This window comes from Bifidobacterium simiarum (genome assembly GCF_002802905.1).
GTDB classification, from domain to species: Bacteria; Actinomycetota; Actinomycetes; order Actinomycetales; family Bifidobacteriaceae; genus Galliscardovia; species Galliscardovia simiarum.
The window spans coordinates 99,659-113,595 of sequence record NZ_PEBK01000002.1 but is presented as its reverse complement, the minus strand read 5'-3'; the positions used below and the strand labels follow the sequence as shown (position 1 = coordinate 113,595).

The following is a 13,937-nucleotide window of genomic DNA, read 5'->3' as shown; positions in this document are numbered from 1 at the left end:
CATCATGGACAAGGAATTCATCGATCAGCTGGCCGAACGCGCCAAGACCGGACACAAGCACATCGTCTTCCCCGAAACGGACTGCCCCGAGATCCTTGAATGCGCGGCCAATCTGCTCGCCGACGATATCGCCGAGGTCACTCTGGTCGGCAGGCAGGAGGACATCGTCGCACTCGCCGCCGAACATGATCTCGATCTGACCGGTGCCGAATATTTCGACAATACCGACGAGGAGGCCCGCAGGTCGCTGGTCGAGCCGATCACCGCCGCCGGACTGCTTAGCGAAAAGGCCGTGCTGCGCAAGTCCAAGACCGCGGTCAACGCCGCCATGATGCTGGTCAGCGCCGGACGGGCCGACTGCGTCGCCGCCGGCCGTGTGCTCACCACCGCCGACGTGATCATTGCCGCCCAGTCGATCATCGGACTCGCCCCCGGCATCAACGTGGTCTCCAGCCTCGGTGTGGTGGACGCCCCTGGCTTCGAAGGCCCGCAGGGCCGAATGCTCGCCATCGCCGACTGCGCGATCAACGTGCTGCCCGATGCCGAGGCGCTCGCGGACATCGCGATCTCCTCCGCCGACACCATTTCGTCGCTGCTGGGATGGGAGCCGCGCGTGGCCTTCCTTTCCTTCACTACCTGCGGCAGTTCCGAGGACGATTCCGTCGACGTGATCCGTCACGGACTCGAGCTCGCCCGGCAGCGTCGCCCCGACATCGCCTTCGACGGCGAATTCCAGCTCGACGCCGCCATCAACCCGAAGACCGCCGAGCGCAAGGTCAAGCGTGAGAGCGCGGTCGCGGGCAAGGCCAACGTGCTGATCTTCCCGAACATCCATGCCGGCAACATCGGCGTCAAGCTCATCCAGACCTTCGGTCACGCCGACGTCTATGGTCCAGTGCTCCAGGGCTTCGCCAAGCCGGTGTGCGACTTCTCCCGCAGTGCGCCCGTTTCCGAAATGATGGGCAACATCCTGATGCTGCTCGTCAGAGCTGAGTGATCGCGACCGACTCGTGATGCTTCCCTGACTCCTTCTCTTTCCATTACCTCACCATCATTGTCAGCCCCGTCGTCCGTTCGACGTCGAACGGACGGTTTCCGGGCTTCTCCAGAAAGGATCAACATGACTACCGCTCCCGTCATCCTGACGCTGTCGCCAGGATCAACCTCCACCAAGATCGCCGCGTTCAAGGGCGAGGAGGTGATCTTCAAGGCCAACGTGCAGCATCCCGCCGACGAGCTCGCCGCCTTCGACAATGCGATCGACCAGTTCGACTACCGCCGGAAGACCATTCTTGACGAACTGGCTGCACACGACATGTCGCTCGACGACATCGACGCGTTCTCCGGCTACTGCGGTTCGATGGGTCCCACGGTCGGCGGCATCTTCGCCATCGACGAGACGGTGTGCGAGCATGTGACGAACTCCGGCGTGAACCATCCCGCCATTCTCGGAGCCCCGTTGCTGTATGACTTCGCCAAGGCAACCGGCAAGCCGGCCTACGCTGTGAACCAGCCCGACACTGATGAATTGATCGACGTGGCGCGCATCACCGGCTATCCGGGCGTCTACCGCAAGAGCCACGTCCACTGCCTCAATCAGAAGGAAGTGGCGATTCGCTACGCCAAGTCACTCGGACGCGACTACGAGGACATCAATGTGATCGTGGCTCATATCGGCGGCGGTCTTTCCGTCGCCGCGCACGAACACGGCCGCATGATCGACACCAACGATGTGTTGGAAGGATCCGGTCCGTTCGCACCCAACCGCTCCGGCGATGTGCCACTCAAGCCTGTGGTGAAGCTGTGCTTCGACGGTAAGCATGATCGCAAGGACGTGCTCAACGTGGTCGGCAAGACCGGCGGCCTGATGGGACTGGTTGGTACCGATGACGCACGGGAGATCGGCCGCCGCATCGAAAACGGCGATGAATGGGCGCGCATCGTCTACGACGCCATGGGATACCAGGTATCCAAGGCCATCGGAGGATTCGCGGCCACGCTCAAGGGCCGGGTCGACGGCATCATCCTCACCGGTGGCGTGAGCAACGACAAGACGTTCGTCGCCAAAATCGCCGATCGCGTGGGCTGGATCGCCCCCGTCCAGGCATACGGCGGCGATTTCGAGATGGAGGCACTGGCCGCGGGCGCGGTCCGGGCCCTCACCGGCACCGAAGCGGTGATGACCTACACCGGCGAACCCTCATGGGCCGGATTCACCCAGGAAGGAGCCATTCCGGACGTCGGCTGATTTTCCCCCGGTCGGTCAGCCCAACAATCGTGGTGCGGCGGACGCTGTCATCCGCCGCACCTACCAACCAGAGGCCCACTTCCGGGTCGATGACAGCTTCGGGAAACGTTGCCGGCGCGAAGAGGCTCCGGCGAAACCAACAGCCGCAATGAGGCGGCATCGGCAGAAAGGAGAGCGTGTGCATCGACGCACACCACAGGATTATGACTAGCACCACCGCAACGGCAAGCAAGACCAACCATTGGATACCGGATCTCGGAATCAAGGGCTGGGGCGTTACCGCCACCTGTATCGGCTTCTATTTCTTCTACAACTTCTGGAACAACGGTTCCAACACCCTGTTTTCGCTCTTTACCGAAATGTATGGGTGGCAGACCACGCAGATGTCGATGGTCGTCACCATATCCGGATGGGCCTCACTGGTCGGCATTCTGCTTTTCGGCATCATCGGGCATAGGATCGGCGCCCGCAACGTGTCGATCATCGGTCTGATCGGCAATGTCGTCGCCTTCGCGATCCTCGCGCTGATGAACAACTTCACGATGTTCGTCATCGGCGTGCTCCTGTTCTTCGTTACCATGACCGCCTACGCGGTGATCGGTCTTGGCAAGCTCGGCTCCAGCTGGTTCCCGCACAAGAAGGGCATGTTCATGGGCATGGCCACGATGGGCATGACCCTCAACGGCGCCTGCATCAACGCCGTGGTGGTGGCCTGCGCCGGCTCCTCGATCGGCATCAGCGGCTTCTTCTGGGGCTGCGCAGTGCTGTGCGCCCTGCTGGCCGTCGTTACCTTCCTGTTCGTCAAGGACAACCCCGAAGAGGCCGGCGCATGGCCCGACAATGATCGCAGCATCTCCCGAGAACAGCTCGAACGTGACTTCGCCGCAGCCGAAGAGTACAAGAAGCACAGTCCGTGGACGGTTTCCAAGGTGCTGAAGACCCCGCAGACCTGGCTCATCGGACTTGGATGGGGCATCGCCATGCTCGCCGCCTCCGGTACCATGGCCCTGCTCGCCCCCACGCTGGTCTCCTACGGTCATGAGCTCACCTTCGCCATCCTGCTCATGGGCACGATGTGGCCCTTCGGTATGCTCGGCCACTACATCATCGGCGTACTCGACCAGAAGTTCGGTACCAAGAACACCACCTTCGTGGTGGTGGCGATGATGATCCTCGCCGGCGCACTGGTCTTTTTCTTCGGCTCCAACAACATCGTGTGCGCCGTCGCCGTGGCCCTGCTGATGTTCTCCATCTCCGGCAACGCCAACGTGTGCATGTCGATGACCACCACGGTGTTCGGTCGTCAGGACTTCGAAATGGCATGGACCCCGATCCAGATCATCTATAACATCTGCAACTTCGCCGGTGTGACCGTGATGGCCATGGTCGGCGCGATCTTCGGCCAGCCCTCCGTGATGATGGCCCTCGTCGTGATCTGCGTCGTCTCCCTGATCCCGATCGGACTGTGCAGCTCCAAGCAGATCGGCAGTCAGATCAAGTGATCGGCCGCTGAATCCGATTCGTCCATTCCGACGATCCCAACCATCCCACCTCGTGGCCTCTGGTCATGGAACGCGCTGATCGGTCGAGTCCCATGACCAGAGGCCACAGTCACGAGCGGGTGCGAGAGGCCCCGCGGAAAGGAACCATCATGAACAACGTCGTCAAGCCGTCGGAGCGGCCCGCGGCTCCCGAACCGGCTGGCCGTAAGCAGGGAGGATTCCACTACGCCTTCCTGATCGTGGCCAGCGGCATTGTCCTCACCTGCGTACCTTGTGCGCTGGTCTACAGCTGCGCGGGCATCTACTTCACCCCTGTGAGCGAATACTTCCATGTGGCCAAGGCCACGTTTACCCTGTATTTCAGCATCGCCAACATCGCGATGATGATCGGCCTGCCCGTTTCCGGCAAGTTGATGAGCAAACTCGACATCCGCATCGTGCTGACAACGGGCGTGATCTTCGATGGTGCGGCCTGCATTGCCATGTCGTTCTTCCAAGCCGTATGGCAGTTCTATATCGCAGGTGTGTTCATCGGACTCGGTACCGCTCCGCTGCTGTATCTTGCCGTTCCTACACTGATCAACGCATGGTGCCGTAAGCGCGTCGGCTTTTTCGTCGGCCTGTGCATGGCATTCACCGGCATCGGTGGCGTGATCTTCAACCCGCTGGGTACCGCACTCATCAAGTCCGGCCCCGAAGGCTGGCGTACCGGATATCTGGTGTTCGGCATCATCATTCTCATCGTCACTCTGCCGTTCACCATTTTCATTGTGCGATCCAAGCCGGCGGATAAGGGATTGCTGCCGTATGGCGCTGCCGAGGACCACGCGAACATTATAGGTGCTGAGAGCAAGGCCGAAACCGAGCAGGTTCGTGGCGTCTCGGCCGCCAAGGCCATGCGCACGCCGGCGTTCTTCGCTCTTGCACTGTTCTGCGGCATCATCACCATCAACCAGACGGTGTATCAGTTCCTGCCCTCATATTGCCAGTCGTTCGAAGCTTCTCTGCCGCAGATCGCTGCTCTTTCCGGCGTAGTGGCCTCCGCATGCATGGCCGGTCAGGCGCTGGGCAAGGTGTTGCTCGGTACGATCAATGACAAGAGCGTGGTCGCCGGTCTCTCCACTGGCATCGGCGGTGGCATCATCGGCGTGGTGCTCATGTGGTTCCTGCCCGCGCAGGCTGCGATCCTCATGGTCGGTGCGTTCCTCTTCGGCTTCGTCTACGCCTGCACCACTGTGCAGACCCCGTTGCTCGTGCGAGCCGTATTCGGTTCTCGCGACTACACGAACATCTATTCTCGCGTTTCCTCCGTGGGTGCGTTCGCCGGTGCGTTCGCCGCCGTGTTCTGGGGCTTCATCGTTGATTTGCCGGGCGGATTCCCGATCATGTTTGCTCTGAGTCTGGGATGCATGGTGCTGGCCTTCGTGCTGGGCGTGTGGTCGCTGAAGCAGGCGAAGAAGCTTGAGGCGATTAGCGAGTAGACCCGAATAGGTTGCGTTGTTTGGCCCCTCATCCGACCGGCTGAGCCGGCCACCTTCGAGCAAGAACGGACGGCCTATGGCCGGCTGCTCATCAGCTCGCCTGTCGGCTCGCCTGAGCCTTAAAAACGCCGCTGGCGTTTTCTTGACAGGCTCAGCCCCGGGGAAGGCAGGAAAAGGGCTCTGGAATCTGTTGGATTCCGGAGCCCCATTGGTATTGGTGGCGTGCGCTGCTGCTACTCGGTGGCGGCGCCGCCTTGGCCGGAGGTGCCGGTTCCGCCGCTCGTGCCGCCGCTGGTGCCGCCGGGCGTGCCCGTGCCTCCCGAAGTGCCGCCGGAGGTGCCGGTTCCACCGGACGTGCCGGTGCCCGTACCGCCGTTGCCGCTGGTTCCGGTGCCCGTGCCCGAGCCATTAGTGCCGGTTCCCGAGCCGGTACCGGTCTCGCCGCTGGTGCCGCCGGACGTGCCCGTGCCGCTGCCTTCCGATCCGGTGCCGGTGCCGCTCGTCGTGCCGGCGGACGCGCTAGCCGAGGCGCTCGGGCTGGCGGACGCGCTGGCCGAGGGGCTGGCGGAGGCACTCGGGCTGGACGCCGAACCGCTTTCGGAGCTGCCGGAGTTGCTGCTGGAGGATCCGGAGGAGTTCTTGCTGCTGCTGTAGCCGGAACCGGTGCCCCAGGTGCCGTCAGGTCCGCCGATTGTGCCGTCGTCCTCGGGCTCGGGGAACGACTCGTCGGCCACGCCGTCCAGCGCCTGACTCATGTACTCGGTGTACAGGTGCACGGCGTACGCGCCGTAGACGCCGTACTCGCCGATCTCCGGCATTACGTTGGCGTTGCCGGTCTTCGGATCGGGGTTCCACGCGGCGAACAGGGTCATGGTGTTGGGGGTGAATCCGACGAAGCTCAGCGCCTTCGAATCGTTGGCGGTACCGGTCTTGCCGGCCATCGTCTTGCCGATCGACGCGGCCTCGGAGGCGGTGCCGCCGTCCTGGACCGTGCCTTCCATGGCCTTGGTCACCAGCGCCACGTCGTTCGCGTCGAACACGCGCGTGGTGGTGGTCGGAGCGTTGTACAGCTCCTTCTTCGAGGAGTTCAGCACCTTGCTCACCATGTGCAGAGTGGGCTTCTGGCCCTGATTGGCGATGGTGGAGAAGCCGCGGGCCATGTCCATCACGCTCAGCGCCGACGTGCCCAGCGTGGTGTAGGCGTCGGCGGTGATCTTGCCCTTGATGCCGGCGGTGTGCGCCGTGTCGATGATGGTCTGCGCGCCGAGATGCTGCTGCAGATCCATGTACACGGTGTTCACCGAGTTGGCCGTGGCCTGATACAGGTTGATGTAGCCGAAGCTTTCGCCGCCCGAATTGGTCATCGGGGTGGAGAGCCCGGGGAAGTCGCGCGGCGAGCTGCCGTTGAACGTGGTGTCGAGGCTCACGCCCTTCTGCACGGTGGCGAGCAGCGTGAACGGCTTCATCGTGGAACCCACCTCATAGGTGGCGTCGGTCACGTTGTTGAACTGCTTGGTCAGGTAGTCCTCGCCCGCGTACAGCGAGACGATCGACCCGTCCTTCACATTCACCGAGATGCTGCCGATCTGCACGCCGTCCGGCAGGATGCTGTTGGTACCGCCCTTCTTGCTGGCCACCTGATACATGAGGTCCTGCTTGGCCTTGTCGATCGTGGTGACGATCTTGTAGCCGCCGGTGTCGAGATCCTGCTCGGTGAACGCCTTCGACGCCACCAGCTCGTTGCGCACCATCTTCAGCAGGTAGCCCTTCGGTCCCTGATACACGTTGTTGATCGTCTGCTTCACCGTGTTCGGCATCTTCGCGGCGGCCTTCTGCTTTGCGGAGATGTAGCCGTCCTCGCGCATGATGTTCATCACGCGGTTGAAGCGCTGCTGGGCGATCTTGGGGCTCACCGCGGGATCCCAGTTGTTCGGCGAGGGGATGATGCCGGCCAGCGTCGCGGCCTCATACAGCGTCAGATCCTTGGCGTCCTTGTTGAAGTACGCCTTGGCGGCCGCCTGAATGCCGTAGGTGTTGCGGCCGAGGTAGATCGTGTTCATGTAGTTGCACAGGACCTTGTCCTTATCCTGGGTCTGCGCGATCTTCAGCGCGAGGAACGCCTCCTTGATCTTGCCCTTGTAGGAGGTGGTTTCGCCCAGATAATACCGTTCCGCGTACTGCTGGGTGATCGTGGAGCCGCCCTGTCGGGTGCCCTTGGTCACGTTGTTGATCAGCGCTCGGCTGATGCCCTTGAGATCGATGCCGCGGTCGGACCAGAACGTGCGGTTCTCGGAGGCGACGATCGCGTTGCCCACGTAGCTGGGCAGGACGGAGCAGTCGATGATCTCACGGTTCTGCTCGGCGAACGTGCCGATCTCCGTGGTGCCGTCGGCGTAGTACACCTTGGTCTTCTCGGCCAGGGCGATCGACTCGGGATCGGGGATCTTCGTGGTGACGTACATGTAGGCGAACACGCCGCAGCCGGCGAGGATCATGGCCAGAATGGCGATCAGGAAGCCCTTGAGGATCCTGTGCTTCTTCTTGCCGCCCTTGCCCTTCTTCGGGTTGGCCGCCCGGCGTGATCGGCGCGGGCCGGCGCTCTGCTGGGCCTGCTGGGCCGCGCGCCGGGAGCGACGGCTGCCCGCCGGCGGTTCGAACGACGGGTTCGTTGAGGAGCCTGCCGCGCCTTGGAAACTGCGGGGCGCGGATGACGCGGTTCTACGAGTCTGGGAAGCCATACGGCCTAGGCTACCCCGACCGCCCTGACAGCCTACCGATCGGTGAGTGAATGTTCATAGTATCCGTACGATTTTATGTGGACCGGTTTTGTGGATTCTCGGGTTGTTTTACGCAAATCGTGGTGGTCCGCCGTGCGGAACATTAGATTTGTTTACTTGGAATTCATGTTGGTTTGCGGGGCAAGGAGACGGATCGTTGACGGCTGAACACGAGGACACCGTACGCACCGGGGAGACCGTGCGTAGCGGGGACGCCGCGCGTACCGGGGAGACCGGGATCGCCGGGGGGACTGGGATCGCCGGGGTCGGTGCGCAGCCGACGAGGACGAACATCCATGCCGTGGACCGGAACGGCATGATCGACACCACCGGAATCGACGTCGCCGATGCCGACAACACCGTCGAGCTGACCGACGCCGATCTGGCGTATCCGGGCAACAATCACCGCGCCTTGCCGTGGTGGGTGTACGTCATCGCCTTTCTGGTCGTCGACATCGTGGCGGTCGGTCTGCTGCAGTGGTCGGTGTGGACGGTCGAGCCGTTGCGCGGCTTCGGCGGGTTCATCTCCAAGATGTGGACGAGCGGCGACTTCCAGTTCCTGCTCAACCTGCTGATCCTCGGCATCATCTATTTCGTGCTGACCATGCTGATCAACCGGTTCTGGGTGGCCTCGCCGGTCTTCCTGTCGATCGTCGGATTCTGCGCGGTGGCCGAACGGTTCAAGGTGAGCGTGCGGTACGAGACGATCAAACCCAGCGATCTGAACTTTCTCAAGGCCGACGCCGGCAACATGACCAGCTTCATCCCCACGGGGGCCGGGCGGATCTTCGCCACGGCTGCCATGTTCTTCCTCACCATGGTGGTGATCGCCTACTCGATGGGCAAGCGCGACGGTCGTCGTCGGCTCTTCGACTACGGCGGGCGCGAATCGGTCGGTGCCGATCGCCGCCATCGCCACCTGTGCATCACCGCCCGCGTGGTGCTGATCGTGATCCCCGCGCTGTTCCTCGGTCTGTTCACCGCGGGGCTGGCCACCACCGGATCATGGGCGAACAATCTCGCGCAGCGGTTCGGCGACTCGCCGAAGCTGTGGGACTCGGTGTGGGACGCGCAGTCCAACGGCACGCTGATCGGCTTCGAACGGTTCATCAACCCGAAGGTGATGGACGAACCGGCGAACTACTCCGAGAAGACGATGAAGCAGATCGCCCGCAAGTACGCCAAGGCCGCGAACGAGATGAACGAGGACCGCGCCTCGAACATGGAGGACAGCACCGTGATCATGGTGCTCTCCGAATCGTATTCCGATCCGACGCGCGTGCCGGGGCTCAAGCTCAACAAGGATCCGATGCCGAACATCCGTCGGATCAAGCAGGGCACCACCAGCGGACTCATGCTGTCCGCAGGCTACGGCGGCGGCACCGCGAACATGGAGTTCATGTCGATGACGGGCCTGACCATGGCGAACTTCGACGCCTCGCTCAGCTCGCCGTACCAGCAGCTCGTGCCGAAGCTCAAGTGGGCGCCCACGTTCAACCAGCTGTGGAACGGCGGCAAGAACTCGCAGGCGTTCCACCCGTACGAGTCGTCGATGTACTCGCGCGCCGAGAACTACCGCAAGTTCAACTTCCAGCACTTCTGGACGCTCAACGAGCCTGATGTGATCGCGCATCAGGGCAAGCTCGACTCCTCGCCGTACGTGAAGGACTCCGACGCCTACCAGAGCCTGCTCGAGAAGATCGACACCTCGAAGAGCCAGTTCCTCTCGGTGCTCACCATGCAGAACCACATGAACTACGACAACTGGTACGCGAACAACGAGTTCCAGGCGTCCAGCGCCACCGGGCAGCCGCTCGGCATCGACGAGACCACGCAGATCCAGACGTATGCGAAGGGCGTGGAGTACACGGATCAGGCGACTCAGGCGTTCCTCGCCCAGCTGGACAACATCAACAAGCCGATCACCGTGATTTTCTACGGCGACCATCTGCCCGGCATCTACGCCTCCGCCTCGCAGGACTCCAACAATTCGGTGAAGCTGCACGAGACCGACTACTTCATCTGGTCGAACAAGGCGTCCTCGTCACATGGCACGAAGCTGCCGGCCTCCACCACGGCGATCACCTCGCCGAACTACTTCATGGCGCAGGCGGCCGAGCACATGAACGCGAAGGTCTCGCCGTACCTGGCGTTCCTGACCATGATGCACGACAAGGTGCCTGCGATGGAGCCGCCGGTGGTCAACGAGATCCAAAGCTGGAGCCGCATCCCGAGCGGCCAGGCGCTTTACCTCGACAAGAACGGCAACCGGTTCGACATCACCAAGGCCGACGAGGAGACGCAGGAGCTGATGAAGGACTACAAGCTGATCCAGTACGACATCTCCGCCGGTAAGGGATACCTGAAGAACACGAAGTTCATGACCCTGCCCGAGCCGGATGCGGACGGCGACGCGAAGATCGAGGAGCTGCCCGAGCCCGGCGTGAAGAACACCGGCGAGGTGCCGGCCCCGGACGAGAGTGCGGCGGCTTCGGAGAGTGCGGCGGCCAAGGGTTCGGGGAAGGACTCGGCTAAGGGTTCGGAGACCAAGGGGGCGGCGGCGAAGGCTGCGGCTAAGAGTTCCGCCAAGGCCGCGGGCGAATGAGATCCTGACATCCCGCCCTCACAACTCACAAAAAATCCCCCGAAATCGACCGAATCGGGGGACTTTTTGTGAGTTGTGAGGCTTGCTTTTCCGTTTCACCCCAGCATCGGGGCGACCTGCTCCTCATACGCGGTCAGGGCAGTGTCGATCACGTTGTGCATGTCGTAGTACTTGTAGGTGCCGAGGCGCCCGCCGAACACGGTGTTCGGCACGGCCGCGGCGCGGGCCTCGTACTTCGCGTACAGGGCCTTGTCGGCCTCGGTGTTGACCGGATAGTACGGCTCGTCGCCGCGCTCGGCGAAGCGGGAGTACTCCTCCCACACCACGGTGCGGTTCGGATTCTGGCTTGCCGCGCGCTCGGGGTTGAAGTTCTTGAATTCGATCGCGCGCGTGTACGGCACGTCGGCGTCCGAGAAGTTCATCACCGGGCAGCCGAAGTGATCGCCCTCGTCGTAGCGCACCTCCTTGAAGTCCACGGTGCGCCACTTGAGATCGCCCAGTTCGTAGTCGAAGTAGCGGTCCACCGGACCCGTGTACACCACCGGCTTGCCGGCCGCGGCCAGCGCATCGCGGTTGAACGGCTGGGAGGTGTCGAAGAAGTCGGTGTTCAGGCTCACTCTGATGCGCTCGTCGTCGATCATGCGTTCCATCCACGCGGTGTAGCCGTCCGTGGGCAGACCCTCCCAGGTGTCCTTGAAATACCGGTTGTCGTAGTTGAACCGCACCGGCAGACGCTTGATGATGTCGGCGGGCAGCTCGGCCGGATCGGTCTGCCACTGCTTGCCCGTGTAGTTCTTGATGAACGCCTCGTAGAGCGGCCGGCCGATGAGCTGGATGCCCTTGTCGTTGAGGTTGGTCGGGTCGGTGCCGGCCAGCTCGCCCGCCTGTTCGGCGACCAGCGCACGGGCCTCGGCAGGCGTGTAGTGCGCGTGGAAGAACTGGTTGATCGTCCCCAGATTGATCGGCAGCGGGTAGACCTCGCCGTCGTGCGTGGCGTACACGCGGTGCACGTAATCGGTGAACGAGGTGAAGCGGTTGACATACTCCCACACCCGCTTGTTGGACGTGTGGAACAGGTGGGCACCGTACTGGTGGATCTCCGCGCCGGTCTCCTCGTCCATGTAGGAGTAGGCGTTGCCGCCGATGTGGTCGCGCACGTCGATGATGTGCACGCGCGCGCCGGCGTGTTCGACGGCCTGCTGGGCCACGGTCAGGCCGAACAGGCCCGCTCCCACCACGACCAGATCCACATCCTCGACCTTGGGTGTGCCGACCTTGGGCGCGCTGGTTGCTGGGCTGGTGGTCTGCATGGTTGGGGCTCCTCCATTCGCATGTGTCTGACGATTCGCGGCGATTCGCACATCATCCGGTTGCGCTTTCATGTTCATGGTACATGCCCGGCCGGCGGTGTGGCGCTGGTCCGGGGATCGTGTATAGTGGGTATTCGGCTCCTACGCGGCGTCATGCCGCCCAATCCCCCCAGGGCAGGAATGCAGCAAGGGTAAGTGGTCTCTGTCGGGTGCGTAGGGGTCTTTTCTTTTTCGCCAATATCTTTTAGTTTTGTTCTGATTTCCTATTCTTGGTTTTCCGGCGGATTCCTTTCGTGATTCACCACGTTGACCGGTTTCTCCGATCGAAACGCGCCGTAAAACAGGGAGATATCGTCCCTTTTCGCACAGTGGCCTTACAGTCGTGTCTATGAACGACAGGAAGCGTCAGAATCTGCATCTTGAACCGCTCGACCCGTCCGCCTTGCCGCAGCCCAAGGCGGGATCGTCGGCCGGCGGGGTCTCCGACGGTGTGCGGGCCGGCAACGCCGACGTTGCGGCCTGGCTGCGGTTCGACGATGTGACGGGTGATGTGACCGGTTCCGCGGCGGGTGATGCGGGCAGCGCGGTCGGCGATGCGACCGGCGCGGCAGGGGAGTCGCCTGCCGATGTCGCGCAACCTGCTGACTCCGTACGATTCCCGGATCCTGTGACTCCGTCTCCCACTCAGCCGGCTCCGGCACAGCAGGCCCCCACTCAGCCGGCCCCCGTGCAATTCCAGCCCACCCAGTCCATCCCTAAGCCGGTCCTTGCGTCCGATCAGGCACCGGCCCCCGTGCCCGAGCTCGGCCGTCATGGCCACGCGCCGCGCTCGGCCGCATCGGCCCCGGTCATGAGCCCGCTCAAGCCCGTGCAGTCATTGTCCGAGGAGCTCGACGCGCTGACCGCCAACCGCTGGGTGGCCAACGGCGGATCCGGAGCGGCCGGCACATCCGGTGCAGGCGCGGAAGCAGGCGCTGCGGCCAATGGTCTCGAATTGAACCCCAACGCCGTTCCGGCCAGTCTGCGCGATCCGCTGACCGTCCGCCCGCGCTGGTCAAGCGTCACCCTGTGCGTGGTGTTCCCGATCCTCATGGTGCTGACTGCCATGGGCGTGTGGGGATCGGCGGTGCGTACGCTGATCGGCCAGCAATACGACAATCTGGCCTACGAAAGCTTCGCCTCCGCGGTCGCCAAGGCCGCCGACGGGCATTCAGCGCTCGCCGGCATCCTGACTGCGCTGGGCGGCAACATCGCACTCGGTCCGCTTAATCTCTCGTCGGCTGCGATCCCCGATCTGCTCTTCGCCGTCGCGGCGGTGGTCGTGGTCGTTCTGCGCAAACGCTGGCGTCTGCTGGCCCAGATGATCGGCTTCGCGGCGGTGGCCATCGCGCTGGCCGAGCTGCTCAAGCACCTGTTGCCGCGTCAGACCCTTGACATGTCGTCGCTGAAGACCGCGGGCAATTCCGCGCCGTCCGGGCATGTGGCCGTGGCCGCGGTGGCAGCGCTGGCCCTGTTGTGCGTGGTGCCCCGCGTCTTCCGAGCGGTCGTCGCGATCGTCGGCGCTTGCTACGTCACGCTCGTCGGTCTCGGCGTCATCGCCGACGGCTGGCACCGGCCCTCCGACGTGGTGATGACCCTGCTGATCGTCGCCGCCACCGCCCTGCTGTCGCTGGCCTTCACCGGCGGCAGCGGCATGGACGAGCCGGGCACCCGCGTCTCCTCGGTGAGCGTGCAGATCGTGGGCACGGTGATGATCGTCGGCGGGCTCATGGCCTGCGGTTATGCGTCATACCTGATCTGGCAGCTGGCCCCGGGGCTGGCCTACAGCGCGAAATGGGCGGCGTCGGCGTCAAGCGTTTCGGCGTCGGTGATGATTGCCGGCGTCGCCTCGCTCACGTTCGGCCTGACGCTCGCCCTGCGGCATATCACCGCGTCGCCGCTGTCGAAACTCGGCCTCGTGGGCGCCCCGCCGGCCCCGCCGAAGCGACGGTGACCACGCGGCCCCCGCAAGCCA

Annotated in this window: 8 protein-coding genes and 1 other RNA gene; 7 read left to right on the top strand and 2 right to left on the bottom strand. The window is 63.3% G+C overall.

All coding sequences use genetic code 11. The features are described 5' to 3' along the window. Positions 1–4 precede the first annotated feature (4 nt). The 4 genes from CSQ87_RS02600 (at position 5) to CSQ87_RS02585 (ending at position 5,231) form a co-directional block, all read left to right on the top strand. On the top strand, positions 5–997 hold the full coding sequence (locus CSQ87_RS02600; RefSeq protein WP_100512317.1) for a phosphate acyltransferase: 993 nt from the start codon (positions 5–7) through the stop codon (positions 995–997). A gap of 123 nt (positions 998–1,120) precedes the next feature. Next, complete coding sequence (gene buk, locus CSQ87_RS02595) at positions 1,121–2,248, top strand: butyrate kinase (protein ID WP_100512316.1); 1,128 nt, start codon at positions 1,121–1,123, stop codon at positions 2,246–2,248. Between the two features lie 203 nt (positions 2,249–2,451). Beyond that, complete coding sequence (locus CSQ87_RS02590; protein WP_100512315.1) at positions 2,452–3,750, top strand: MFS transporter; 1,299 nt, start codon at positions 2,452–2,454, stop codon at positions 3,748–3,750. A gap of 149 nt (positions 3,751–3,899) precedes the next feature. Then, positions 3,900–5,231 (top strand): MFS transporter, encoded by a 1,332-nt coding sequence (locus CSQ87_RS02585; protein ID WP_100512314.1) that lies wholly within the window; start codon positions 3,900–3,902, stop codon positions 5,229–5,231. Between the two features lie 233 nt (positions 5,232–5,464). Here CSQ87_RS02585 and CSQ87_RS02580 read toward each other — a convergent pair whose 3' ends face one another. Continuing rightward, a complete protein-coding gene (locus CSQ87_RS02580; RefSeq protein ID WP_100512313.1) occupies positions 5,465–7,969 on the bottom strand; it encodes a transglycosylase domain-containing protein in 2,505 nt (834 codons plus the stop codon). Between the two features lie 355 nt (positions 7,970–8,324). On the opposite strand from CSQ87_RS02580, the gene CSQ87_RS02575 reads away from it, so the two are divergent. Then, complete coding sequence (locus tag CSQ87_RS02575; protein ID WP_100512480.1) at positions 8,325–10,613, top strand: LTA synthase family protein; 2,289 nt, start codon at positions 8,325–8,327, stop codon at positions 10,611–10,613. Positions 10,614–10,708: 95 nt separating this feature from the next. Here CSQ87_RS02575 and glf read toward each other — a convergent pair whose 3' ends face one another. Further along, positions 10,709–11,923: a UDP-galactopyranose mutase gene (gene glf / locus CSQ87_RS02570; RefSeq protein WP_243388801.1), complete on the bottom strand. Its 1,215-nt coding sequence runs from the start codon at positions 11,921–11,923 to the stop codon at positions 10,709–10,711. A 133-nt stretch (positions 11,924–12,056) separates the two neighbouring features. On the opposite strand from glf, the gene ffs reads away from it, so the two are divergent. Further along, an RNA gene (gene ffs / locus CSQ87_RS02565) (signal recognition particle sRNA small type) lies at positions 12,057–12,151 on the top strand. A gap of 160 nt (positions 12,152–12,311) precedes the next feature. Next, a complete protein-coding gene (locus CSQ87_RS02560) occupies positions 12,312–13,916 on the top strand; it encodes a phosphatase PAP2 family protein (protein ID WP_243388800.1) in 1,605 nt (534 codons plus the stop codon). Positions 13,917–13,937 lie beyond the last annotated feature (21 nt).

Bases quoted from the DNA above. Each gene is read 5' to 3' on its own strand.
- CSQ87_RS02600 (WP_100512317.1), top strand. From the start codon at position 5: ATGGACAAGGAATTCATCGATCAGCTGGCCGAACGCGCCAAGACCGGA.
- buk (WP_100512316.1), top strand. From the start codon at position 1,121: ATGACTACCGCTCCCGTCATCCTGACGCTGTCGCCAGGATCAACCTCC.
- CSQ87_RS02590 (WP_100512315.1), top strand. From the start codon at position 2,452: ATGACTAGCACCACCGCAACGGCAAGCAAGACCAACCATTGGATACCG.
- CSQ87_RS02585 (WP_100512314.1), top strand. From the start codon at position 3,900: ATGAACAACGTCGTCAAGCCGTCGGAGCGGCCCGCGGCTCCCGAACCG.
- CSQ87_RS02580 (WP_100512313.1), bottom strand. From the start codon at position 7,969: ATGGCTTCCCAGACTCGTAGAACCGCGTCATCCGCGCCCCGCAGTTTC.
- CSQ87_RS02575 (WP_100512480.1), top strand. From the start codon at position 8,325: ATGATCGACACCACCGGAATCGACGTCGCCGATGCCGACAACACCGTC.
- glf (WP_243388801.1), bottom strand. From the start codon at position 11,923: ATGCAGACCACCAGCCCAGCAACCAGCGCGCCCAAGGTCGGCACACCC.
- CSQ87_RS02560 (WP_243388800.1), top strand. From the start codon at position 12,312: ATGAACGACAGGAAGCGTCAGAATCTGCATCTTGAACCGCTCGACCCG.